This window comes from Pseudidiomarina sp. (assembly GCF_048268165.1).
Taxonomy (GTDB): Bacteria; Pseudomonadota; Gammaproteobacteria; order Enterobacterales; family Alteromonadaceae; genus Pseudidiomarina.
In genome coordinates this window covers 86,220-108,626 of the sequence record NZ_JBLWWA010000002.1, presented here as the reverse complement: position 1 = coordinate 108,626, position 22,407 = coordinate 86,220, and the positions used below count along the sequence as shown (strand labels likewise).

Below are 22,407 nucleotides of genomic sequence, written 5' to 3'. Positions count from 1 at the left end.
TTCTTATGCCTCTACATCGCGGCCAGCGGCCACCAAAGACTCATAGGCCTTAACAACATGCAAAATAGCAGGTACCAACTTATCACCCTGCACGCGGCCACGCTTACCACTTAAGCTGAGCAGGTCGCCCCGTAACCCTGCAAAATTCGCTGCACCCTGATATTCAACGTGCATTGCTATCACCGCTAAAGCCGCGGCTAAACCTAAATGGTAGTGTTCCATCGCTACGCTATCTGATTGCGGTTTTACCTGTTCCGCAAGCGCTCGCCAAGCCAATCGCGTTAAACGCGCGTACTCTTCGGTTTGCAACATCATGCGTGCACGCTCGCTAACTTGCTCTGCAGTGCAATTTCCGTCTACCAACCAATAGCGTCGTTGAATGGGATTCTTTCCCGTTCCACCGTGCAGCTCACCAGCAATGACCTGATATACCTGTTCGCTTTGATCCGACTGAGCGGCCGCAATGGTTAGTTCAAGCCGACGCCGTTCACCGCGATAATTGATCGTATGCTTGGCGAGTGGGATACCGTGCACTTTAATCAGCTCACTCACACTATAAGTGCGCCCATTCGCTTGCATTCGATGATTCACGTTCAATGTCGCCAACCAGCCGGTTTGATGCTCGCCAAAAATATCTAACAGCGTGGTCTCAGGTAAATAATCAAACAATTGCACAGGTGCGAGCGCCATGTCTGGCAATATTGGCCTATCGCGGTGCTGCAAAACCGGTGGCAACAGTGGCAAACCCTTTTTATCTAACCCCAAATGCGGCGTTAAATGCCGCCAACCTTGCAGTGGCTGCGGAGCTGCCCAACGAATCACTTCCAGCTGGTCTGGAAAAGCTGAGGACTGCCATTGTTCCGGCAAGGCTCCTGTTTGCATGGCTTCAATAAACATGTCGAAGTGCGGTATCTGTGCACGCAGTTTCTGCATACTGGCTTGAATTAAATGCCCATGGGTAAATACTTGGCTGGGCTCTAACTGATTCCCGGACGCTTCCCACTCACTGGCGGCCAGGATCGATTCGTTGAGTTCAAGCGTCAGCGTATCTGCAATGAGCTGTTCAATGTCAGGCACGCGTAAGTCTTCAGGTACCCGCTGCCCATCGGAAACGGCTTGCACCTGCAAGTGGTGCCGAATCACGGTATCCAACACGCCACCCATGCGTGCCGTTTCATCCAATTTGGTCAGTATACAATCACTAATCGCCAGCTCACTTTCCTGCGCGATACGCTTATAAATGCGCGCAACTTCATCTAAGGTTTCTTGTTGTGCCGCAGCATTCAATAGCAACACAATGCGGGTCGCGTCACTATAATCGGCACTCCCTAACGCAGCAATTTTTTGCGCAAGTCGCTGGTCACGTTGGCTCATTCCCACAGTATCCACCAATACTAGACGCTTGCCCTGCATTTTTTCCGCCAGCGCATCCAAGCTATCGCCGTCCGCCAACGCATGCATTTCAACGTCAAGCAGCTCCGCATAAATTGCGAGTTGCTGTTGTGCACCAATGCGATAACTGTCGGTGGTCACGAGCAGTAAACTGTCGTTTCCATGCTGCATCACATAGTTCGCTGCCAGCTTTGCTGTGGTCGTGGTTTTGCCAACACCGGTGGGGCCTACCAGCGCCATAACACCTTGGTGTTGTAATAATTCCCAGTCCGCAGGTTGCATGTTGGATTGGTGCGCCACGCGCGCCAATAATTGTTGCTGAAGCCACTTCAGCGAATCGGCATAATTCTTGCTCGAATGGTTTAAAGCACTAGGTAACAAAGCAACCAATTGACGCGCCAGTTCGTCACTAAAACCTCCAGCACGCAGCTGACGGTATAAGCGTTTACGATTATCATCCGGCACTTTTACGCCCTGCTGTTGGCTTAACAAGGCACGCATGTCTTGCACATCGCTTAACAACTGCTCTGCAACACTCGAGAAGTCTGAATTTGACTGTGGCAACTGCGTTTGGGGTGCTTCATCATTATGTAATTGCGCTAAGTCGGCCTCACCGATTGCAAACACTTCGGCACCGTTGGCCACTTTTCGTGAAGACACGATCACTGCATCCTCACCCAGTGCATCACGCACTTTGCGCATCGCATCTTTATGGCTGGCTGCGTTAAAGCGCCTTATGGTCATGCTGACCCTCCGATTACACTCACTACTTTAATCGTTCGATCATCTGGAATTTCAGCTTGCGATAGTACCACCAAATCGCGCAATTGGCGTCGCAAGAAATGAGCTAATAACGGCCGCAAGTGATGTGGTACCACAACCACAGGCGCCAAGCCCATTGTTTCAGCGCGTTGCATCGCTTGTTGAGTTTGCTCTTGCAGTGTCATGGCAAGGCCCGGCTCCAACGAACTGTTTTGTTGCAAAGCTTGGCTCAACATGTTCTCGAGTGACACATCAAGACCAATAACTTGTAATTCACGTTCGCCACCAAACCATTTCTGAGTAATATTACGCCCCAAAGCCATACGCACCCGCGCAGTTAACTCGTGCGCATCGGTTTGCTGCCCTTCAAACTCCGCTAACGTGTCAAAAATAGTTCTTAAATCACGAATTGAGACATCTTCGTCCAACAAATTTTGCAATACCCGCTGCAGGGTCGTCACGGTAACACATTTAGGCACCACGTCTTCAACCAAGGCTTTGTTTTCTTCTGAGAGCTTATCAACCAACTGTTGCACTTCTTGCCGCCCCAGCAAATCCGAAGCAAAACGTTGCAATAAATGATTTAAGTGGGTGGCCACCACGGTGCTGGCATCCACCACTGTGTACCCATATATTTGGGCATGTTCGCGTTGATCTTGTTGTATCCAGATGGCTGGCAAACCGAATGCCGGGTCGGTGGTCGCGATACCGTCAACTTCCCCACTCACCTGACCAGGGTTTATCGCTAACCAGCGGTCAGGGTAAATTTCAGCACGACCAACTTCACCACCTTTCAAGGTAATGGTATACGTGTTGGGTTGCAGTTCTAGATTGTCACGAATATGCACCACCGGCGGCAAGAATCCGACTTCCTGTGCGAATTTCTTTCGGACGCTTTTTATGCGGCCAAGCAGTTCACCTTGCTGATTGTCATCAACCAATGAAATCAGGCGATGGCCCACTTCCATGCCCAGCGTATCCACTAATTGAACGTCATTCCAGCTTGCTTCGGGGGCGCTGAACGAAGGTGCAGGTACTGCGGTATTTGCTTGCGCATCCACTGCTTTCTGCTTGCTTTGTTGTTGGTGCAAGTACCATGCAAAGCCACCTAACATTACGGTGAACAATAAGAAGATGAAATTCGGCATGCCCGGCACCAGACCCAACATACCAATAACACCAGCTGCCAGCATTAACACCTTCGGACTAACAAACAGTTGCTTGATTAATTGCTGTCCCACATCTTGTTCAGTGTTCACGCGCGACACTGTTACGCCGGCAGCGGTAGAAATGATCAACGCTGGAATTTGTGCGACCAAACCATCACCAATGGTCAATAACACATATGTTTCCGCGGCCGCACCAGCGCTCATGTCGTGTTGCATAACGCCAATTAATAGGCCCCCGATAATGTTCACCACCATGATGACCATACCGGCGACAGCGTCACCACGAACAAACTTACTTGCGCCGTCCATAGAGCCATAAAACTCTGCCTCTTGCGCAACTTCCTGACGGCGGCGGCGCGCTTCTTCTTCACCCACTAATCCAGCGTTAAGGTCAGCGTCGATTGCCATTTGTTTACCGGGCATTGCGTCCAAGGTAAATCGCGCACCAACTTCCGCAATTCGCCCTGCACCTTTGGTAATTACCATAAAGTTGATAATCACCAAAATCAGGAATACCACCAAGCCGACGGCAAAGTTACCGCCCACCAAGAACTGTCCAAAGGCCTCAATGACTTTACCGGCCGCATCGCCCCCATTGTGACCTTCCATTAACACCACGCGTGTTGAGGCTACGTTCAGCGACAGGCGTAACAGCGTTGAAAAGAGTAAGACTGCCGGGAACGCTGCGAACTCGAGTGGCTTTTCGGTGAACATGCTCACCAACAAAACCATCAAAGACAGGGCGATATTGAAAGTAAACAAAAAATCCAAGGCGAACGGTGGCAATGGCAAAACCATCATCGCCAAAATAAGCAAGATAAGCACTGGGCCGACAAGTACTTGATACTCTGCTGAACGCAGGCTTGAGGCTAAACCATTTAAACTTAAATTCATGATGCCGGCACCTCAAAATCTGAAGGAACGGCAATTTCTTTTGGCACCGGCGGAGTCATCGCAGCCCCTTGTTGAGCTCGTTTTAATTGGAAGGCCCAAGCCAAAACTTCTGCGACAGCAGTGTACAACGGCGCTGGAATTTCATGCCCTAAATCAACATGCGTATGCAAGGCGCGGGCTAGCGGTGCGGCTTCAAGGCGGGGAACATTGTGCGCGTCGGCAAGTTCACGAATTCGCTGAGCCACTAAGTCCGCCCCTTTGGCGACAACGCGCGGCGCCCCCATACCATCCTCATCATACTTTAGAGCAACAGCATAGTGCGTTGGGTTGGTCACAATCACGTCGGCCTTGGGCACTTCGGTCATCATCCGACGCCTCGCCATTGCTTGCTGTTGTTGCCGAATCTTTCCTTTCACGTGAGGGTCGCCGTCTGTTTCTTTATTTTCACGCTTTACTTCATCTTTGGACATGCGCAGTTTTTTCGTGTGGGTGAATAACTGAAACGGCACGTCAAAGGCAACCACCACCAATAGTGTTAACACCATCAAGAAGCAGGCCATCGCCGCCAAGCTCATCGCCTCAACCAAGGCTTGTTTAACTTCAAGACTCATAAGTCGCAAAAACGTGGCTTTTTGCTGCCATAAGAACAGAATCAAAACACCACCAACTAAAACCGTTTTTGCAATTGCTTTACCCAGTTCAGCCAGTGCTTGTGAAGAAAAAACGCGCTTTAACCCTTTAATAGGGTTTAATTTTTCAAGTTTTGGTGCCATGCCTTTGGCAGAAACTATCCAACCGCCAAGTAACGCAGGTGCCACTAAAGCAAATACCACCATAGCGGCGAATAAGGGCAATAACGAGAACAATGCGGACTGGCCAAGCTCAAGCACGTTTTGCAGCATCGGGCCCGACTCAGAAATTTGAGAACGGTCAAACAGAAATGCCTGCTCCATCACCAAACCAAGGTTCTGGTACATGGAGCTGCCCATCAACCACAGCATAATGACGCCACCAAACAGGATCACAAACGTGGTCAGCTCGCGCGAACGCGCAACCTGACCTTCTTCCCGAGATTTGTCTAGTCTTCGGGCCGTGGGTTCTTCTGTCTTTTCCTGATCGCTGGATTGCTCGTCTGCCATTTGCGCTTGTATTTAAGTGACACGTTGGGACCATGCCGACAAGTATGCCGCAAAGCAAATGGCGTTGAAGGGAAGAAAAGGGGGGTTAGAACCCCTTATTTCTGTTTTGTTTGATCGGTCGCTTGAGCTTCTTGTTCAAACTGCTGATCAATAAGTTGTTGCTGCTGCAGTTCAAATTCTTCTTGGTCTCGTGGGAAGTAGCCCTGACGCTTGATAAAATCAGCAGATTCAGAGGTATGCACAACAATGGTTATCCGCCGATTGCGGGGGTCTTCTGGCTCGGTGCCATCGAGCGGAATTCTGTCGGCAGCGCCCATCACCAATAACAAACGGTCAGATTCATAACCTCCAGCTAATAACGCCTTGCGTGACTCATTGGCGCGGTCTGCAGAAAGCTCCCAATTGCTATAACCCGTCTCGCCGCCCGCGTAAGGCAAACTATCCGTGTGTCCGCTGATGGTAATCTCGTTGGGTATTTCGTTTAACAACGGCGCTAAGGTGCGTAACAACCGCTCCATGTAAGGAGCAATACGGTCACTCCCTATTTCAAACATTGGTTTGGTTTCGGTGTCCAGCATCATAATGCGCAATCCCTCTCGGGTTACATCAAAACGCATCTGTGCTTTGAGTGCTTGTAAAACCGGGTCTGCCTCAATAGCAGCTTCAACGCGCCGCCGAATTTCATTAAAGTGTCGGCGAACATCGGCCGGACGAGTCTCTCGGCGCATATCAATTCGTGCTTGCTCGCCATCCATATGTGTTGGATCAGCGCCACCCCCTTTTATGACACTCGCTGCATTACTCGATTTATCTCCGCCAGCCATAGCTACAAGTAATGGCGTGCGAAAATATTCAGAAATACTTTGCCGCTCCTTTTCGCTCGACATCGCCAGTATCCACATCACCAAAAACAGCGCCATTAGTGCCGTCATAAAATCTGCTAAGGCAATTTTCCAGCTTCCGCCATGATGTTTTTTGACAATCTTTTTGCGGCGAATAATGATTGGACGCTGTTGATCAGACATGATTACGACTCCGCTTTCGCGCCACGGACATGTTCTTCAAGCTCAGTAAAACTAGGACGCTCTGAGGTATGCAGCGCTTTTCTGCCGAATTCAACAGCTAACTGCGGCGCATAACCATGCATACTTGCCAGCAAGGTTACGCGGATTACCTGCAGCGCTTTTACCATTTCAACCACTTGCCGTTCGATACGACTGGCCAACGGATTAATAAAACCATAACCGAGCAAAATACCAAGGAAGGTACCTACCAATGCGTGGGCAATCATGGTGCCCATCACGTCCGGCGGCACGTCAGCATTACTTAATGCGCGAACCACGCCTAAAACCGCGGCGACAATACCAAACGCAGGCATCGCATCACCAACTTTGTGCAAAGCATCCGCTGGAATTTCAGCTTCTGCCTCAAACGTTTCGATTTCATGAAGCATGAGCTCATCAAGTTCTTGCGGGTTCATGTTACCGCTAATCATTAACCGTAAGTAATCGGCAATGAAATTTAGCATCATGGGGTCTTCGAGAATTTCTGAGTGCTCTTGAAAAATCGCGCTCTCCTCGGGGCTTTCGATATCTCGTTCTACCGCCAGCATACCGTCGCGTCGCATTTTATTGAGCAGTTTGTAGATAACCGCGAGGAGTTCAAGGTAGGTTTCACTATTGTACTTGCTCGATGCTTTTAGACGTTTTGATGACTGCATGGTCGCCTTGATGGCCTTGCCGTTATTCGCAGCAATAAATGCACCCAAGCCAGCGCCACCAATAATCATAAACTCGAGCGGCTGGAATAAGGGGCCGAGAGCACCACCTGCAAGCGCGAATCCGCCAAACACGGATACCAGAACAATTATAAAGCCAAGAGGGATTAACACTGCCGCTTCCTTATCCAATAAAACACATCTATAGGGTTTATCGGCGCGGAGCGCGGCAACTTAAATTTCTTTTAGTGCTTTTACCGAATTCTTTCGCAGTGGTTTACCTGCACGGGACGGAGGTTGGCACACACCACACATGTAGTCTGTATCTGGCGTGTGCGCATGATTTACGAAGTTTAGGCCACAGCAAGTACATTTAGACAACTGAAACATGTCGCTTTCAAAAAAACGCACTAAGGTCCATGCCCGCGTGAGGGCGAGCACTTCTTCTTCGCCACAGATTTGAATGTGTTCTTGATACAGTTTGTAAGCCTTGATAAAAGCTTGCATCCGCTCTAATCGCTGGCCTTCACGCAATCGAATATAAATATTATAAAAAAAAGATGAGTGCACATTTGGTTGCCAGGTCATGAACCAGTCGGTAGAGAACGGTAGCATGCCTTTTGGTGGGGATTTACCCGCAACCTCCTTATACAACCTAACTAATCGGCCCCTATTTAAACTAACTTCAGATTCAAGTACTTGTAACCGAGCGCCCAACTCAATGAGCTCTATAGCCAACTGCACCTGATTCAGTTCTTCAAGAAGCTTCGTGGTACTCACCAGAGCTAATCCTTGTGGTTAAGCTAGTTAAGCCGATGCCATATGCATTGCTAAATGAGTTGCTTGCATGCCGGTATCACGTTTATTAGTCAGGATAGCTTTTAACTGACTAACGGAGCCTAAATTAGGCTGCAAAAAACTGTGTGATTGCCGAGCTAACATGGTCAGTTCTCGAGCGGACATTTCTGCGATGAGATCAGCTAGATCATCATCTATTTTCAAACGAAAAATTGCTGTATCGCGATCTTCAACGATTAATTTCTGAACTAACATCAAGTAACTCAAGTTTAGTTCCTGTAATTCAGAAATTGTTTTGTTCTGACTCATGAGGGGTATTTCTCCAACACTACCGATTGTTTTTCGTTCTTAACGCGATCTTTAGCAAATCTTTACAGTGTCGGTCAATGAAAACTTTCAATCTTTACAGTATGTAATGCATACATGTTTGTATCTATTTTGTTGCCATTAAGGGCGTTAATTGCAAGCTATCAAGGTGTTGCGTCGACCCCTTTTGCCCATATCAACAACTCTGCAACAATTAACCAAAGCGTTTGTGGTACATAATCATCAAGGTCAATCTGCGATAAAAGCGCGACGAGTTCTGGCGAATCATGTACAAACACACCGTGAGCTTTTGCCGTTGCAATGATTTTATCCGCAACCAATCCGTCCCCTTTTGCAACCACTTTAGGTGCGGGTTCAAATTCTTGATAGCGTAATGCAATTGCTTTTTTATTTAACTGATCATGGTCACTCATTGTGGCAACCTTCTTACTGGTATTTCGTCAATTTCGACACCAGCCCCAACACGCAACCGAGCAATCAACCTTGATGTTGCTTGTTGCAACGAGGGTACCAACGGCTCAGCACACTGCAGCTGCATGGTTAGACGCTTTTGCTCAAACCGCATTTGTGCGCGTATCTCGCCGACATTCGGCAAGCTTAATTTAAGTTCGCTGGTCCAGGCCGGAGGTTCTGGTGGCTCGCCTTGTTGCTTACGCTGTTGATCGCGCCATCGCTGTACCAGCGGGTTTACATCAGGTTGCACTAACCATTGCAAGTGAGCCTGTGGCCATAACTCTGTTTCCATACGCAGCATACCTGAATTCAAAACCTCAAGTTGTTGACTGAGAATCTTTTGAATTTGAGGTGCGTTTGCTTGAAATTGACCAAGGTTCTGCGGTTGCTGTCGCACTTGAAGGAACGGGATTTTGTCCGCCGCCCATCGCGCCAATAGCGCTTCGTAAAATACGCCAGAGTCCTTCACTAAGGTCTGTAATCGACTCATCAACGTCAATACGTCGAGCTTTTGTGCGGTTTGAAATAACGGAGTATCTGGCTTTATTAAACCGCCAGCACCTTGATTAAGGTGTTGCTGCGGAATCTGTTGCTGAAAGGATTGGATTAAGCTGATAAGTCGAGCAACCTGCTGACCGGCCTGACTGAATTCAGTGGTACTTGCAGCTGCTTGAATCGGCGTCACCGGCAGGGTATGACGCGGCAATAACTCCACTGTCGAACGTTGCTTGGCAACCTGATGGACCAACGTGTCCAACAGTGGCGTGATACTGCTCAATTGCGATAGCTGTGCTCAAGCTTCTGCTTTTTCTGCATGCTGAGCAACGTTTGCTCCAACATGGCACGCCGTGCGACAAGTCTCTCGCGAACTTCTCGGTCTTGGTCCATGATGGTGCTCAAAAGTTGTAATTTATCCAACTGCTGATCTTCCGACAGTTGCACTTGGGCTTCGGCATGACTCAACCGCTCTACCTCGCGAACATACTCAACTTCAGCTTCTATCAAGGTATCCCAATCTTCATTGCGCACACTGGCAAGCATTTTGTTCGAATGCTCTAAAAGCATGTGATACGACATTATGACCTCCGTCGGTGTCATCACGTAATCCGGTTGTACTTGCGGTTGCGCGGCCACAGCCTTACGCTCCCTCAACCTGTGGTTGAATTTCTCGCCATGCTGAGCCGATTTGCTCCAGCAATCCAGCAGCTTCATCAAGCTTGGCCACATCATTTTTTAGGTTGGCCTTGAGCAGTAAGCTGGCAACGTACTCGTATAGCGCTTCCAAGCGTTCGGCGAGCGCTCCGCCTTGTTGTTTATCAAGCGCAGACAATAGCCCTTGATTGACAATATCGAGTGCCTTCGCAATCGCCACCGACTTTTGCGCAAGATTGTTATTCTCAAGGTGCAACTTGGCTGCTTTGATTTGCTTTTGCGCACCGTCAAATAACATGGCGATCAGTTTGTGTGGGCTGGCAGCCAACACATGACTTTCGACATCAACACGGCCATAAGCCGCAGCACCTCTCATTCCATACATAATCCAAACTCCTGCTCGATGCGCTACGATTTATTCAGCTGTGCATTTAACGAACTAAATTGCTGCGTCAAATAAGCACTGGTGGAATTCATACTCGCGATCATGCTGTCCATTTGTGCGAATTGCTTGCGATAGATAGCTACCGTGGACGCAATGCGTTGCTCTTCACGAAAATAACGCTCATCAAGACGCTCCATAGTGCTTTCAAAACCTTTAAGACGACTCTGTATCGGTCCGTCATCAGCGAGCAGGTTTGTCAGCGTCGTTTTTGCTTTTTCAGCAAAACCTTGAACCGTGTCGGAGCCGGCTAAAAACTCTTGCAGCTTCGGTAAGTCATTTTGCACCACTGCCGCGAGTTTGTTTTCGTCAATTTTCAGTTGCCCGCCTAACTCACGGGAAATACCAATATCGCTTAGCATTGAAAACTGACCGGTAACCGTTTCCCCCAACAGGGTACTCATGCGCGACTGAATGGTGCGCACACCACTGTCGCCTAACAACTGACCGGGCGTGTCTGAGCCAACATCGTAGTCAGTCATTTTTGTGACAAGCGTTTGCAGCTCATTATAAGCCGTCACAAATTCTTCAACTTGCCCCGTTATTGCTTCTGCATCGCGGGTTATGCTCACTTGTGCTTGACCCGGTTTCGCTAAAGACAAGGTAACGCCTTGAATCGCATCTTCCACAACATTGGTCTGGCTGGTAATGGCAATGCCGTTGACGGTCAGCTCAGCATTTTCTGCTAAGGTTTCGGTTGCTGCATCGCTGGCTAAATTGCCTGCCAACGCTCCGCTATAAGTAATGTTTGTAATACTGGCCTCAGTCCCCGTAGTCGCTGAGTTTAGAACTAAACGATATGGCGTGCCGCTGCCGTCATTAATAATCGAGGCTTGCACGTCTGACTGGCCGTTGTTAATGGCATTACGTACATCTTCCAAAGATGTACTGCCGTCGGCTAAATCAATGCTGTGACTGGTGCCATTGGCGAGGGTAAAGCTGACGTTGCCCGCTCCAGTTCCTAGCTGCGCCGCACTATCAGCTACCCCTTGGGTTGCGATGGTATACGCGCGCGCCATTCCTGTTACGTCAACGTTATAAGTGCCGGGCGGGGTGTTGCTGGCCGCAGCAACGGTTAAGGCGTCGCTGTTCACTGCGCTTTTTGTGGCTTTATAAGTCGTGCTTAGATTTAAGGCACTGGTAGCATCTTGAAATTTCGTTAACGCGCTTTGCAGTTTGCCATAGGCTGAAATACGTGCTTCGAAGCTACGCTGCTGCTGGGTAATAGGTTGCAGTCGCTGCCGCTCTGACGCTTCGAGCTGATTCAGCAAGCCGTTCAGGTCTAATCCTGAACCAATACCTAATGCTGCAATAGATGCCATGGTGAAAACCCCTACTCTTGATACAAATCAGTTTGCCTGAACAAATTCAAATCAAAACCGATAAAAGGCGACGCTAAACCCGTCTTTTCATTTTATCGGCCGCAATTTGAACAACTTTAGCTTTCTGGAATTAAAACTTCACGAATGCGCCCTAACTCCGCCATGGCACTGCCTTCGAGCGGCGGACCAAGCTTGTCATCTGGGGCTGATTTATGAGGGGAAACACGAACTCGATTGACGCGTTTTTTTGCGTCTAGGCCAACCACCCAGGCAAGGTTTCCTTTTTCAAAGCGCAATAGTGTACCCACCGGTAATGGCCCGAAATGTGCGTTGTAGCGCTTAACCCAAGCTTCATCAAATTGTTCCGTGCGTGTTTGCATCGACTTGCCCGCCGCAACCGTTGAAATCGCTGGTCGGTCTGGCCGGTTGCGTTGCATGGCATCCACTGCATCAACCACCGCGGCAGCGCGCGCAAGCTGCCCTAAATGGGCACCACGTAAACCATTCGGATACCCAGAACCGTCCAGCCGTTCGTTAATCTGCGCTATCACGTTTTCCCGCACAACCGGTGCAAGCCATTTCACGCCATCAAGCTTTTCTAAAATCGCTTCAACATGCGTTTGCATTTCTTCATAAACATCGGTGCTTAAGGTTGTTGCACGCCAAATTTCAGGTGGCAAAGTCCCTTTCCCGAGGTCGTGAACCATCGCACCAGCAACCACTGCTTTGCGCAGATCACGTGGCATTTTCGCAGCGTTTAATAAGTCGGCCAGTCGCACTGCAACCGCTAATCCATGTTTTACCCAGCGCGATTCGCGATGAATACAATGCACGGCAAATAAGGTTTCTTGCCGATCATCTTCAAGCATGTCGAGCACGCGATCGGCATGCAATGATAATTGTGACGAGTTAACTGGTTGCCCTTGCTTCATCACCACCATTTGACTGTCTAAATAGCCAGCGATGCGCGCCAACCTTCGCGCCATAGGGGTTGCATAGGTGTGTGCATGGCGACGGCTAAGTTTTTTATCATTTTCATCATGAACTCGGAATAGTTCAGATTCGCTGCGGCTCTCACCGTTGCCGGCACTACGCGACGCTTCACGCTCTATCTCGCGCACATAGCCCCAAATTTCGCGCTCTTGCGGTTTACTCACATCTTCAAACTCGAAGCCTACCGCAAGCACTTGCCGATCATTGTCCGTTTTCAAGTGGCGCACTTTGGCTTTTACTTCAAACGATGTGCCATTCGGAAAGTACAGCTCAATCTCGGTGGCAATATCGGGTAATACCCGCGACACGCCATCTTGCATAAAAAATTCCGCCAGGCAGCCAGTAGCCGACAAGTCTTTTAAGTCACCTTGCAGCTCGACCAACTCGTCTTTGTCGTTATCTTTGCTGCGTACATGTACGCCAACTTCCATACCGATGCGTAGGCTTGCGCGAAAACTTGCCCGACGTTGCTTCACAAATATTTCAGTGGGCCAGTCTGCGTAGGCTAATAGGCGACTTTCAACCGTTGTGAATTCACGAATCGACATCGGCCCGCTACGAACTAGCCCGCCCGGTGTAAACCCTGACAAAATGAATTTACCCCCGCGCCGCAAGGGTGGCGCCACATCGCGAATGGCGGTGAGATCAAACAATAGGTAATCTTCTTCGAGTTGCTCAACCAGTACCACTGGATGATCTTTCTCAGCCGGGCCTAACAACGTCAGCACAGCTACGCCAGGCTGGCTTAACGAATCATAGTAAGTCGCTAATTCAACCACGCTATTTATAGGCGTAAACTCATTTTCGGACGTTTCAGTGGCCTCGCTCACGCGATGCTCCTTTCCATTATTGTATTTTTATATATTCCGTTTATCGGCAGAGCGCCGACTGCCTTTAATATAGCAAGCGCCAGATAAGCTTTGAAAAAAAAATTCAACTTTCTGAAAAAAATTTCTAAAGGTTTTTATGAAGTCACCGATAACCCTCTGTGACGGCAGGCCAAACATGGCAGCCTAATTTGGAAACAGAAGGAATAAGACTATGTCAGTTATCAATACCAACATGACCTCGCTGATTGGTCAGCAAAACCTCCAGAAGTCACAGTCTTCACTGCAAACTTCTATGGAGCGTCTGTCTTCAGGCCTGCGTATTAACAGCGCCAAAGACGATGCAGCTGGTCAAGCAATTGCAAACCGAATGACTGCACAAATCACCGGTATGCGCCAAGCACAGCGTAACGCAAACGACGGTATCTCTATGGTGCAAACCATGGAAGGTGGTTTAAACCAAATCAATGACAACTTACAGCGTATCCGTGAGTTGGCTGTTCAAGCAGCGTCAGATACCAACAGTGCCGATGACCGCGCGTCAATCCAAACTGAAATCACTGAACGTGTTGCAGAAATCGATCGTATCGCTGGCGGCGCAAGCTTCAACGGCACGAACTTGCTAGATGGTAGTGCCTTAGCTCCATTGCAAATCCAAGTTGGTTCAAACACCACCGTAAATGATTCAATTCAAGTTGCAACAGTTGATGCAACGTCAGCAACATTAGGCGTGAACGCGCTAACTGTTACTGATGCAACAACGTCTCAAGCGGCAATCGATGCAGTTGATACCGCATTGTCAACCATCGACACGTCACGTAGTACCCTTGGTGCCACGTTAAACCGTTTCGATTCAGTTGTTGAAAACTTAGCAACAACTTCAACCAACTTGTCTGCTGCACGTTCACGTATCGAAGATGCTGACTATGCAGTTGAAGTATCGAACATGACCCGTGCACAAATCTTGCAACAGGCTGGTACTTCAGTATTAGCACAGGCGAACCAGGTTCCTCAATCAGTCTTGTCACTGTTGGGTTAATTTTCGCTGAGTAAGACGATTTAACAGGCTCCCTCGGGGGCCTGTTTTGTTTCTACCAACCGTCCGCAAGAGCACGATTTATGAACGCTACAGGCTCACGGATATCGTCAGAAAACCTCATTAACGACGTTATCCCAAAATTAAAAACTGTCGAATTTATTCTCGACACCAAGCTTCGCGCAATTATTGCGAACAGCAAAGATGCATCGCAACGCAGCCGCTATGAAGTTTTACAACAAGAATTCCAGCTTGAATTGATGATGATTCAAATGAACCTTGAGCATCTATTAAATCGTTATGCAGACATCTTACAACCTGCAGGTAAACGCCCCGAAAACACCCTGCTTGATCTGGATGATAGTGAGCAAGTTGCGCTTAACGCTGTTGGCAATTTATATAAAAAAGTCAGTGAATTCGCGTCACAATTATAACGCACCTTAAACGCGCCTAAAGTTTGTACAGTAGCTGCCGATAACTTGAATGAAGCGAAAATTGTTTCGTCTATTTTGGAGATACTCTATGGCCTCGCCTATCAATGAAGCGACTACAAACTGGCCCGTAACCCATGCCGCGGCAGAACGCCAGCGCTTAGACCGTGTGTTACAACAGCTTCCCGCCGTTCGCCAAAGCGAAGTTCAACGCGAATTAAAACGTGATGAGCTGATTAAACCCGTGCAGCAAATCAACGAAGTAATGAACAACTACGGCATTCACTTTGAATTGCACGATGAGGCAGGGAAAATCGTAGTGAAAATTGTCAGTCAGGAATCCGGAGAAGTTATTCGTCAAATTCCAACTGAAGAAGTCATCCGTGTTGCAGAACATCTTCATACCATGTCAGGATTGCTCGTAAGAGAAGAGGCATAACGCCTCTTCTGTGAGCAGCCATTAAACTTGCATATTCATAATGTCTTTATAAGCACTTACCAATTTATTACGCACTTGCACACCCATTTCAAAGGCAAGCCCTGCTTTTTGCTTGTCGACCATAACCTGGTTTAACGACACGTTTGGATCACCCAACTGAAACGCCGTGGTATTCGTTGCTGCGGTTTGCTGCAGTGCATTGATGCGATCAATCGAGTTCTTTAATTCACCGGCAAAACCACCCGTTTGCACGCCAGGCTGCACATTTAAATTCACCTGCGTCGCAGGTGCCGCCACTTCTGCTTTCATCGCCTGCATTTGCTGCAAAGCGGTTTGTATGGCCGGTACGCTCATGACCCTATCCTTCTTCTGACAATCTTCAATGGGATTTTTAGTGCCACCAAATTTAACAGCATCAAGGTTAACTGAAGCGATCAAAAGCGCATAAAAAAGTGCGCTTATTGTCCCTTTGAGTTGCATTGCAGTGGGCATAATGTGCACTAGATAATTCCCCCTGCTTTCAGCGCAACAGTGCTTAGGCAGGCTAGGTAATGACTGATACAGCAGCCGAGACAATTCATGGACGCAACGCAAGCACAACCGATAAACAACAGCACGCACGCGCAGCCAGCGGCGCCGCAGTGGCTGACAAAACTCAAGCAAAGTGGGTTGGTACCGCTATTGGTGGGTGGTGCGGCGTTTATTGGTTTGGTCTTTGCGCTAGTGCTATGGGCCAGTGCTCCGGAATATCGGGTACTGTATAGCAATTTAAGTGAGGCCGACGGTGGTCGCATCATTAATGAACTTGATACACGGCAAATACCTTACCAACTTAATGGGGCAGGAACGATATTAGTCGCCAGCGACCAAGTGCATAAACTACGGCTGCAAATGGCTGAGCAAGGCCTGCCACAAGGTGGTAATGCCGGTTTCGCGTTAATGGACAACCAAGCCTTTGGTATCAGTCAGTTTGCCGAACAAGTTAACTTTCAGCGCGCATTGGAAGGCGAACTTGCTAGCTCAATGGAGTCTTTGGGCCCAGTGCAAACCGCTCGGGTTCACTTGGCTATGGCGAAAGCTTCTGTATTTGTGCGTGAACGAGAGCCTGCAAAAGCCTCCGTCATTCTAACCTTGCAACCCGGCCGAAAGCTCGGTGAAGGCCAAGTGCAAGCAATTATTCACATGGTATCAAGTAGCGTACCCGAGCTGGCTCCAGACAACGTTACCGTTGTTGACCAATACGGCGCGCTGCTGTCGAAAACAAACGGTGAAGACGCGTTGAGTGGTACCAAGTTGGACTACATTCAACAAGTCGAACGTTCTTACCAGCAACGCATCGAAAGCATCTTATTGCCAATATTAGGCCGCGAAAACGTGAAGGCGCAGGTTGTTGCGCAAATTGATTTTGCCAAGCGCGAAGCGACAGCTGAGCGCTACACGCCTAACCAAACGCCTGACTCCGCAGCAATTCGTAGTATTCAGCGCAACCTGAATCTGCAGGGTACTGGCAATGGTGCTATGGGCATACCGGGCGCACTTACAAACACACCGCCAGGCGTTGAACCGTCGCCAATTGAAGCAACTGAAGGCGACGAAGCCGCTACTGAAACTGCGCAAGGCAACCGCGCCGTGCAGCAAGACCAAGTGGTGAATTATGAAGTTGACCGCTTTATTGAGCATGTTGACCACCAGCGTGGCCAGCTTGAGCGTTTGTCGGTAGCGGTTGTGGTTAACCACCGCACGACCATTGACGAAGAAGGTATCGAGCAACTGGTGCCACGCAGCCCTGAAGAACTCGATTATATCAACCGCTTGGTGCGCCAAGCCATGGGGTTCTCCGAACAACGCGGCGATGAAATTGAAGTGGTTAATAGCCCATTCATTCAAGATACAGCTGTTGTTGATGACATCGCATGGTATCAACAACCGGCCATGCTACAACTGGCTCAGAATAGCGTGCGCTACGTGTTGGCTGGTCTAGGTATTTTACTGTTATACCTGTTGCTACTACGCCCGTTACTCAAGCGCTTTACCCAGCATGATCCGTCTGCAAATGCGACGCCTACCTCCAATCGAAATGGCAATCTACGCGCCGTTGTTGGTGATGACGATGATTTGGATGAGTTACCAATAGCCCGCCGCCGTCGCACGGAAAATGACTCTATGGATGACGATGAAGGCAGTGATTCAGGCGAGTCCTTCCATTGGCCACAGCAACGTCAGAACAAAGGTTATACCCAGGCGCTGGCGAAAGCCAAAGAGGTTGCGCAATCAAACCCTCGTCAGGTAGCACGTATTTTACAAAATTGGATGAACGAAGATGACCACGTCTAACCCAACCGAGAAAACAGCTAAAGAGCTGAGCGGTTTGCGTCGCGCTGCGTTGCTACTACTTATGCTTGAAGAAGAATCAGCGGCGGAGGTTTTTAAACACTTTGCGCCCAATCAGATTCAGAAAATCAGTAAAGAAATGACCAAACTCAGTGATATTTCGCATGCAGACATTAAAGCTGTGCTGGAATATTTCCACCAAGACCTCGCCGATACCCCGTCGCTGGATAAGTATGACGACTATGTTCGCTCAGTACTAACTAAAGCCTTGGGTTCAGACCGCGCCAACACACTCATTGAAGACGTGCTGGAACACAAGGTCGGCGGCATTGGTATTGATGCGCTGAACATGATGGATGTGCCAGAAGTTGCTGAAATGATCAGAGATGAACACCCTCAAATCATTGCAACCATTCTTATCCACCTTGATCGCGCGCAGGCCGCCGGTGTGCTCGAGTTATTTGACGAACGTTTGCGTAATGATGTGGTGTTGCGTGTCGCTACGTTCACTGGTGTGCAGCCAGCAGCACTGCAAGAGCTAACCGAAGTGTTGGGCGGTATGCTCGACGGGCAATCACTTAAACGCAGCAAAATGGGTGGTGTACGCACGGCCGCAGAAATCCTCAACCTACTTAGCGCAGGGCAAGAAGACACAGCGCTGGAGAATGTTCGTGCCTACAACGACGAGTTGGCACAGAAAATTGTCGACGAAATGTTCCTGTTCGAAAACTTACTCGAATTGGACGACCGCAGCATTCAAGTATTGCTGCGTCAAATCGAAACGACATCATTGGTGGTGGCTCTCAAAGGTGCGCATGACCAGCTAGTTGAGAAATTCTTACGCAACATGTCACAGCGTGCTGCGCAACTTATTCGCGAAGAAATGGAAACCCGCGGGCCGATACGTGTTTCACAAGTGGAAGGCGAACAGAAAGCTATTCTGCAAGTGGTGCGTCGCCTTGCCGATTCGGGCGAAATCGTGTTGAGCAGTGGCGACGATGCCTATGTTTAAGCCTTTTGAGCAACCTGCTAAGCCGCGTGCAACTGCCCATGGCAATGATGATTGGCAAAGCTGGGACATGGAGCCACTGAGTAAAGGTTCTAAATCCAGCAAGTCCGAGCAAACCACAGCTGCCGAACAAGAACAATTTGAACGCCATAGTGAGTTGCAGAAGATTCGTGAAGAAGCACGTCAGCAAGCCTATCAAGAAGGCCTGCAACAAGGGCAAAAAGAAGGTTACCAAACAGGTTTGGAACAAGGGTTAAAGGAAGGCCGCGAACAAGGCTTGGCGGAATATACCGACCAAACAAAGGGTGCGATTGCTCCGCTTGGGCTCCTAATTAAAGAAGCCGACACAGCCTTGCAAGGCGTCGAAACACACATGGCGGAAAGCATGCTACAACTCGCTTTAACGGTAGGGCGTCAGCTTGCAGGCGAAGCATTGGCGGCAAATCCAGAACAAGTTTTGGAACTGATTCGCGCCATATTACACGAAGACCCAATGCTCAATGATAAGCCCGTGTTGTTGCTGCACCCTGACGACTTAAAGCTGGCACAGCAGCATTTAGAACAAGAGCTTGCCGCTATTGGCTGGAAGCTACGCGCCGATGAACGACTAGAACGCGGTGGTTGTCGCTTAGTAAGTGCCGATGGGGAGCTTGATGCCACCATAGAAACACGCTGGCAACGCATTATTCATCAATTGCGAGGACGTCATGGCTAACGCCCAGCACATACTCGAGTCTTGGCAAACGACACTTCATCGTGTCGATCAACGCCTGCAAACAATGCCGCAGTGGCATATGTGCGGGCGCCTGGTGCGTGCCACCGGCATGGTGCTCGAAGCTGTTGGTTTAAAGTTGCCCGTTGGCAGCAGTTGCGTGATTGAATTACCCCAACATGGTGAAGCTTTGGTTGAAGCTGAGGTGGTTGGTTTTGCTGGCGACGTCACCTACCTGATGCCGCTTGATGCGGTGCAAGGACTTGTGCCGGGCGCGCGGGTTATGCCGCTCAGTGATGGCGCGCATGACAGCCGTCGCTTCCCATTAGGTGAAACACTGCTGGGCCGGATACTCGATGGCAGCGGCCGACCGCTCGATAACAAACCATTGTCAAAACAAACTGAGTACGGTTATTTAGCCACAAAAACAATTAATCCAATGCTTCGCGCACCCATCGATACCTCGATTGATGTTGGTATTCGTGCCATTAATGGCCTGTTAAGTGTCGGTCGCGGCCAGCGCATGGGCTTGTTCGCCGGTTCAGGCGTTGGTAAATCAGTGCTGCTGGGTATGATGGCGCGCTTCACCAAAGCCGACGTGATTGTGGTTGGTCTAATTGGTGAGCGTGGCCGTGAGGTTCAGGAGTTTATCGACCACATTCTCGGCGAGCAAGGTATGGCACGTTCAGTGGTGGTTGCCGCGCCAGCCGACTCGTCACCGCTGCAGCGTCTGCAAGGCGCTTCGTATGCCACACGTCTGGCTGAAGATTTCCGCGACAAGGGCAAACACGTATTGTTAATTATGGATTCACTCACTCGCTTTGCCATGGCGCAGCGAGAGATTGCTTTGGCCATTGGTGAACCCCCCGCAACCAAGGGTTATCCGCCAAGCGTTTTTGCAAAAATCCCAGCCTTGGTTGAACGCACTGGCAACGGTTTGCGCGGTGGCGGTTCCATCACCGCATTCTATACAGTGCTCACCGAAGGCGATGACCAGCAAGATCCAATAGCCGACGCGACGCGCGCAATTCTCGATGGTCACATTGTGCTGTCGCGTGATTTAGCAGAAAGCGGTCATTATCCGGCTATTGACGTAGAGGCCTCGATTAGTCGGGTTATGCCGGCGGTGACCTCATTAAGTCAACAGCAACAAGCGCAACGGTTGAAGAAACTGTTCTCGGTTTACCAACGTAACCGTGACTTAATCAGTGTTGGCGCCTACAGCCCAGGCCACGATCCGCTGCTTGATCAAGCCGTACAGAAATTTCCACAGGTTGAAGCTTACCTGCAACAACAGATGCTCGAACAAGCTTCAATTACCAATGCGCAGCAGCGTCTAACCGAACTTGTTGGAGGGGCAGCATGAACAGCGTCGTACTCGCCCATTTAACCGAGCAGGCTGAAAAAGCGCGCACTGAAGCGGCACAATTATTAGCTGAAGATCGCCAAAACAAACAGAAAATTGCGCTGCAACTGCAAACCTTGCAGCAATACCGAAACGATTATGCTGAGCAGCTTCAATTGCATATGCAACAGGGCATCGCGAGCCATTTACTCAACAACTATCGACAGTTTTTATTAAGCCTAGATAACGCTGTTTCGCGAGCACAAGACGCCCTTGTTGATCAGCAAACCAAAGTTGATCACAGCCAACAGCAATGGATGACTAAACAACGCAAATTAGCATCTTACGAAACGCTCCATGGCCGCCAGCAAACCGCTGCACAACGCGTCATCAATAAGCGTGAACAAAAACTTGCCGACGAACTTTCGTTGGCCATGCACATGCGCCAGCGCGCAAGTCGATAAAGGTGAACAGTATGGTTACGATAAAAGGCCTCACACCAACAGCTCCTGCCGCTGCCGGAACACCACAAAACGCACCAGCCCAAGGGTTCGCGGCGCTGTTTGCTGCTGTGCAAGCAAATCCACAAAATGGTGCGCAGAGTTTGGACCCGCAAGTACGTGCTCTGCAACAGCTTGAACAGCGTTTAGCTGGCGCAGGGGAGCCAGCCTTAGAACTTGATGAATTGAGCCCTGAAGCGCTTCAACAACTGGTCACCCAACTTGAACAACTGCGCGAATTATCCGCAGATGCAACACCAACGGCTGAACAACAGGCGCTGATGGCGACTGTGGCACAAGCGGCGACGATGACGACTAATGCCTCTGCGCTTTCGCAAACTGTTACAACCGAAAACCTTGTTAAGGTTGCGCAACCCAAAGTGTCGGCGCTAAATGAACAAACGGCGCCAGCAACACCGGCTGCACCGCAGCCGGCTCAGCTTGATAGCAACCGGACCAACCAGCACGCTCAACAGCAACAGGTTATAGCTGCGCTACCCGAGCAAACCGCAAAACCAACACCAGCAACATTTGAAACGGTGAAACTCAAGTTAGACCAAACTACCCCGGTTGAAACACCGCGCACGTCTGCGCCGTTAACAGCAACGTCAATGACCACGCAGATAGTCATGATTGATGCTCCGGTGGCCACACCGAACACCACGGCAGCAACGGCCACCCAAGCGCCACCAACCGCAGCATTAAGTGCACAAGTTGGCAGCACGGCTTGGACCAACCAATTGCAGCAAAACGTGTTGCAAATGGTTGTGCACAACCAACAAGAAATGACGCTGCGCTTGCACCCGGCCGAACTTGGCCCGTTGCAGGTGCAATTGCGCGTGGACGAACACACCGCGAAGCTCAATATTTTAACCCATAGCCACCAAGTTCGCGGCGCGTTAGAACAAGCATTGCCGCTACTTCGTGATGCCTTAGCCAACCAGGGCATCCAACTTGATGATTCTCAGGTTAACGACAATGCGCAGCAATTCGCGCAACAGCAAGAGCGTCAGCAAGCTCAACAATGGGCCATGAACCAACAAAAAACCGCTAATAATTCCGAAATTAATGCAGATAGCGCTGTAGAAAATTCAGAATCGGCCGAAAATACTGACATGGGGTCGAATTCTCGGCATACTGCCGCGCCCCTGAACGGTCAGGTAGACACATACGCTTAATCTGAGGCCGTTAGCAGCAAGCGAATGAACGAAAAAGGA

At 49.5% G+C, this 22,407-nt stretch carries 23 protein-coding genes; 9 read left to right on the top strand and 14 right to left on the bottom strand.

The genetic code is table 11. The features are described 5' to 3' along the window. Nucleotides 1-3 precede the first annotated feature (3 nt). The 13 genes from flhF to ACN0UY_RS07105 form a co-directional block, all read right to left on the bottom strand. Complete coding sequence (gene flhF / locus ACN0UY_RS07165; RefSeq protein ID WP_417666018.1) at nucleotides 4-2,136, bottom strand: flagellar biosynthesis protein FlhF; 2,133 nt, start codon at nucleotides 2,134-2,136, stop codon at nucleotides 4-6. Next, nucleotides 2,133-4,217: a flagellar biosynthesis protein FlhA gene (gene flhA / locus ACN0UY_RS07160; RefSeq protein ID WP_417666017.1), complete on the bottom strand. Its 2,085-nt coding sequence runs from the start codon at nucleotides 4,215-4,217 to the stop codon at nucleotides 2,133-2,135. Before flhA ends, flhF begins: the two co-directional genes overlap by 4 nt. Then, entirely contained in the window at nucleotides 4,214-5,356 is a 1,143-nt protein-coding gene (flhB, locus tag ACN0UY_RS07155; protein WP_417666016.1) for a flagellar biosynthesis protein FlhB, read from the bottom strand. The genes flhA and flhB overlap by 4 nt, the downstream gene beginning before the upstream one ends. A gap of 95 nt (nucleotides 5,357-5,451) precedes the next feature. Beyond that, nucleotides 5,452-6,381 carry a flagellar motor protein MotB gene (gene motB, locus ACN0UY_RS07150; protein ID WP_417666015.1) on the bottom strand — a complete coding sequence of 310 codons (930 nt, stop codon included), beginning with the start codon at nucleotides 6,379-6,381 and terminating at the stop codon, nucleotides 5,452-5,454. A gap of 2 nt (nucleotides 6,382-6,383) precedes the next feature. Further along, complete coding sequence (gene motA, locus ACN0UY_RS07145) at nucleotides 6,384-7,247, bottom strand: flagellar motor stator protein MotA (RefSeq protein WP_417666014.1); 864 nt, start codon at nucleotides 7,245-7,247, stop codon at nucleotides 6,384-6,386. A gap of 60 nt (nucleotides 7,248-7,307) precedes the next feature. Next, complete coding sequence (flhC, locus tag ACN0UY_RS07140) at nucleotides 7,308-7,853, bottom strand: flagellar transcriptional regulator FlhC (protein WP_417666013.1); 546 nt, start codon at nucleotides 7,851-7,853, stop codon at nucleotides 7,308-7,310. A 27-nt stretch (nucleotides 7,854-7,880) separates the two neighbouring features. Then, nucleotides 7,881-8,180 (bottom strand): flagellar transcriptional regulator FlhD, encoded by a 300-nt coding sequence (locus ACN0UY_RS07135; RefSeq protein WP_417666012.1) that lies wholly within the window; start codon nucleotides 8,178-8,180, stop codon nucleotides 7,881-7,883. A 161-nt stretch (nucleotides 8,181-8,341) separates the two neighbouring features. Next, complete coding sequence (locus ACN0UY_RS07130; RefSeq protein WP_128352497.1) at nucleotides 8,342-8,611, bottom strand: EscU/YscU/HrcU family type III secretion system export apparatus switch protein; 270 nt, start codon at nucleotides 8,609-8,611, stop codon at nucleotides 8,342-8,344. Then, nucleotides 8,608-9,429, bottom strand: a complete 822-nt coding sequence (locus ACN0UY_RS07125; protein WP_417666011.1) for a hypothetical protein — start codon at nucleotides 9,427-9,429, stop codon at nucleotides 8,608-8,610. Before ACN0UY_RS07125 ends, ACN0UY_RS07130 begins: the two co-directional genes overlap by 4 nt. Then, nucleotides 9,426-9,728 carry a flagellar protein FliT gene (locus ACN0UY_RS07120; RefSeq protein ID WP_164876821.1) on the bottom strand — a complete coding sequence of 101 codons (303 nt, stop codon included), beginning with the start codon at nucleotides 9,726-9,728 and terminating at the stop codon, nucleotides 9,426-9,428. Before ACN0UY_RS07120 ends, ACN0UY_RS07125 begins: the two co-directional genes overlap by 4 nt. A 61-nt stretch (nucleotides 9,729-9,789) precedes the next feature. Continuing rightward, on the bottom strand, nucleotides 9,790-10,188 hold the full coding sequence (gene fliS, locus ACN0UY_RS07115; RefSeq protein WP_417666010.1) for a flagellar export chaperone FliS: 399 nt from the start codon (nucleotides 10,186-10,188) through the stop codon (nucleotides 9,790-9,792). A gap of 23 nt (nucleotides 10,189-10,211) precedes the next feature. Next, on the bottom strand, nucleotides 10,212-11,567 hold the full coding sequence (gene fliD, locus ACN0UY_RS07110; protein ID WP_417666009.1) for a flagellar filament capping protein FliD: 1,356 nt from the start codon (nucleotides 11,565-11,567) through the stop codon (nucleotides 10,212-10,214). Between the two features lie 116 nt (nucleotides 11,568-11,683). Then, the gene (locus tag ACN0UY_RS07105) at nucleotides 11,684-13,390 is read right to left on the bottom strand and encodes an HD domain-containing phosphohydrolase (protein WP_417666008.1); all 1,707 of its coding nucleotides are present in this window, start codon (nucleotides 13,388-13,390) and stop codon (nucleotides 11,684-11,686) included. A 211-nt stretch (nucleotides 13,391-13,601) separates the two neighbouring features. On the opposite strand from ACN0UY_RS07105, the gene ACN0UY_RS07100 reads away from it, so the two are divergent. The 3 genes from ACN0UY_RS07100 to ACN0UY_RS07090 all read left to right on the top strand — a co-directional run bounded on the left by ACN0UY_RS07100 (nucleotide 13,602) and on the right by ACN0UY_RS07090 (nucleotide 15,293). After that, on the top strand, nucleotides 13,602-14,426 hold the full coding sequence (locus tag ACN0UY_RS07100; protein WP_417666007.1) for a flagellin: 825 nt from the start codon (nucleotides 13,602-13,604) through the stop codon (nucleotides 14,424-14,426). A gap of 80 nt (nucleotides 14,427-14,506) precedes the next feature. Continuing rightward, complete coding sequence (locus ACN0UY_RS07095; protein ID WP_417666006.1) at nucleotides 14,507-14,857, top strand: hypothetical protein; 351 nt, start codon at nucleotides 14,507-14,509, stop codon at nucleotides 14,855-14,857. Between the two features lie 88 nt (nucleotides 14,858-14,945). Beyond that, a complete protein-coding gene (locus ACN0UY_RS07090) occupies nucleotides 14,946-15,293 on the top strand; it encodes a flagellar protein FlaG (protein ID WP_164876822.1) in 348 nt (115 codons plus the stop codon). Nucleotides 15,294-15,314: 21 nt separating this feature from the next. Here the strand turns inward: ACN0UY_RS07090 and fliE are convergent, their stop codons facing one another. Further along, nucleotides 15,315-15,647, bottom strand: a complete 333-nt coding sequence (fliE, locus tag ACN0UY_RS07085; protein ID WP_417666005.1) for a flagellar hook-basal body complex protein FliE — start codon at nucleotides 15,645-15,647, stop codon at nucleotides 15,315-15,317. A gap of 225 nt (nucleotides 15,648-15,872) precedes the next feature. On the opposite strand from fliE, the gene fliF reads away from it, so the two are divergent. Genes fliF through ACN0UY_RS07055 form a run of 6 tightly spaced genes read left to right on the top strand, consistent with a single transcriptional unit; the run spans nucleotide 15,873 to nucleotide 22,368 of the window. Next, nucleotides 15,873-17,627 carry a flagellar basal-body MS-ring/collar protein FliF gene (gene fliF / locus ACN0UY_RS07080; RefSeq protein WP_417666004.1) on the top strand — a complete coding sequence of 585 codons (1,755 nt, stop codon included), beginning with the start codon at nucleotides 15,873-15,875 and terminating at the stop codon, nucleotides 17,625-17,627. Further along, nucleotides 17,614-18,636 (top strand): flagellar motor switch protein FliG, encoded by a 1,023-nt coding sequence (fliG, locus tag ACN0UY_RS07075; protein WP_417666003.1) that lies wholly within the window; start codon nucleotides 17,614-17,616, stop codon nucleotides 18,634-18,636. Before fliF ends, fliG begins: the two co-directional genes overlap by 14 nt. Next, on the top strand, nucleotides 18,629-19,348 hold the full coding sequence (locus tag ACN0UY_RS07070) for a flagellar assembly protein FliH (RefSeq protein ID WP_417666002.1): 720 nt from the start codon (nucleotides 18,629-18,631) through the stop codon (nucleotides 19,346-19,348). Before fliG ends, ACN0UY_RS07070 begins: the two co-directional genes overlap by 8 nt. After that, the gene (gene fliI / locus ACN0UY_RS07065; protein ID WP_417666001.1) at nucleotides 19,341-20,711 is read left to right on the top strand and encodes a flagellar protein export ATPase FliI; all 1,371 of its coding nucleotides are present in this window, start codon (nucleotides 19,341-19,343) and stop codon (nucleotides 20,709-20,711) included. Before ACN0UY_RS07070 ends, fliI begins: the two co-directional genes overlap by 8 nt. Beyond that, nucleotides 20,708-21,154: a flagellar export protein FliJ gene (gene fliJ, locus ACN0UY_RS07060; RefSeq protein WP_417666000.1), complete on the top strand. Its 447-nt coding sequence runs from the start codon at nucleotides 20,708-20,710 to the stop codon at nucleotides 21,152-21,154. The genes fliI and fliJ overlap by 4 nt, the downstream gene beginning before the upstream one ends. An 11-nt stretch (nucleotides 21,155-21,165) precedes the next feature. Further along, the gene (locus ACN0UY_RS07055; RefSeq protein WP_417665999.1) at nucleotides 21,166-22,368 is read left to right on the top strand and encodes a flagellar hook-length control protein FliK; all 1,203 of its coding nucleotides are present in this window, start codon (nucleotides 21,166-21,168) and stop codon (nucleotides 22,366-22,368) included. Nucleotides 22,369-22,407: the final 39 nt, after the last annotated feature.

What these genes read in the sequence shown, in the direction of transcription:
- flhF (WP_417666018.1), bottom strand. Translation starts at nt 2,136, where the DNA reads ATGACCATAAGGCGCTTTAACGCAGCCAGCCATAAAGATGCGATGCGC.
- flhA (WP_417666017.1), bottom strand. Translation starts at nt 4,217, where the DNA reads ATGAATTTAAGTTTAAATGGTTTAGCCTCAAGCCTGCGTTCAGCAGAG.
- flhB (WP_417666016.1), bottom strand. Translation starts at nt 5,356, where the DNA reads ATGGCAGACGAGCAATCCAGCGATCAGGAAAAGACAGAAGAACCCACG.
- motB (WP_417666015.1), bottom strand. Translation starts at nt 6,381, where the DNA reads ATGTCTGATCAACAGCGTCCAATCATTATTCGCCGCAAAAAGATTGTC.
- ACN0UY_RS07135 (WP_417666012.1), bottom strand. Translation starts at nt 8,180, where the DNA reads ATGAGTCAGAACAAAACAATTTCTGAATTACAGGAACTAAACTTGAGT.
- ACN0UY_RS07130 (WP_128352497.1), bottom strand. Translation starts at nt 8,611, where the DNA reads ATGAGTGACCATGATCAGTTAAATAAAAAAGCAATTGCATTACGCTAT.
- ACN0UY_RS07120 (WP_164876821.1), bottom strand. Translation starts at nt 9,728, where the DNA reads ATGTCGTATCACATGCTTTTAGAGCATTCGAACAAAATGCTTGCCAGT.
- fliS (WP_417666010.1), bottom strand. Translation starts at nt 10,188, where the DNA reads ATGTATGGAATGAGAGGTGCTGCGGCTTATGGCCGTGTTGATGTCGAA.
- fliD (WP_417666009.1), bottom strand. Translation starts at nt 11,567, where the DNA reads ATGGCATCTATTGCAGCATTAGGTATTGGTTCAGGATTAGACCTGAAC.
- ACN0UY_RS07100 (WP_417666007.1), top strand. Translation starts at nt 13,602, where the DNA reads ATGTCAGTTATCAATACCAACATGACCTCGCTGATTGGTCAGCAAAAC.
- ACN0UY_RS07095 (WP_417666006.1), top strand. Translation starts at nt 14,507, where the DNA reads ATGAACGCTACAGGCTCACGGATATCGTCAGAAAACCTCATTAACGAC.
- ACN0UY_RS07090 (WP_164876822.1), top strand. Translation starts at nt 14,946, where the DNA reads ATGGCCTCGCCTATCAATGAAGCGACTACAAACTGGCCCGTAACCCAT.
- fliE (WP_417666005.1), bottom strand. Translation starts at nt 15,647, where the DNA reads ATGAGCGTACCGGCCATACAAACCGCTTTGCAGCAAATGCAGGCGATG.
- fliF (WP_417666004.1), top strand. Translation starts at nt 15,873, where the DNA reads ATGGACGCAACGCAAGCACAACCGATAAACAACAGCACGCACGCGCAG.
- fliG (WP_417666003.1), top strand. Translation starts at nt 17,614, where the DNA reads ATGACCACGTCTAACCCAACCGAGAAAACAGCTAAAGAGCTGAGCGGT.
- ACN0UY_RS07070 (WP_417666002.1), top strand. Translation starts at nt 18,629, where the DNA reads ATGTTTAAGCCTTTTGAGCAACCTGCTAAGCCGCGTGCAACTGCCCAT.
- fliI (WP_417666001.1), top strand. Translation starts at nt 19,341, where the DNA reads ATGGCTAACGCCCAGCACATACTCGAGTCTTGGCAAACGACACTTCAT.
- fliJ (WP_417666000.1), top strand. Translation starts at nt 20,708, where the DNA reads ATGAACAGCGTCGTACTCGCCCATTTAACCGAGCAGGCTGAAAAAGCG.
- ACN0UY_RS07055 (WP_417665999.1), top strand. Translation starts at nt 21,166, where the DNA reads ATGGTTACGATAAAAGGCCTCACACCAACAGCTCCTGCCGCTGCCGGA.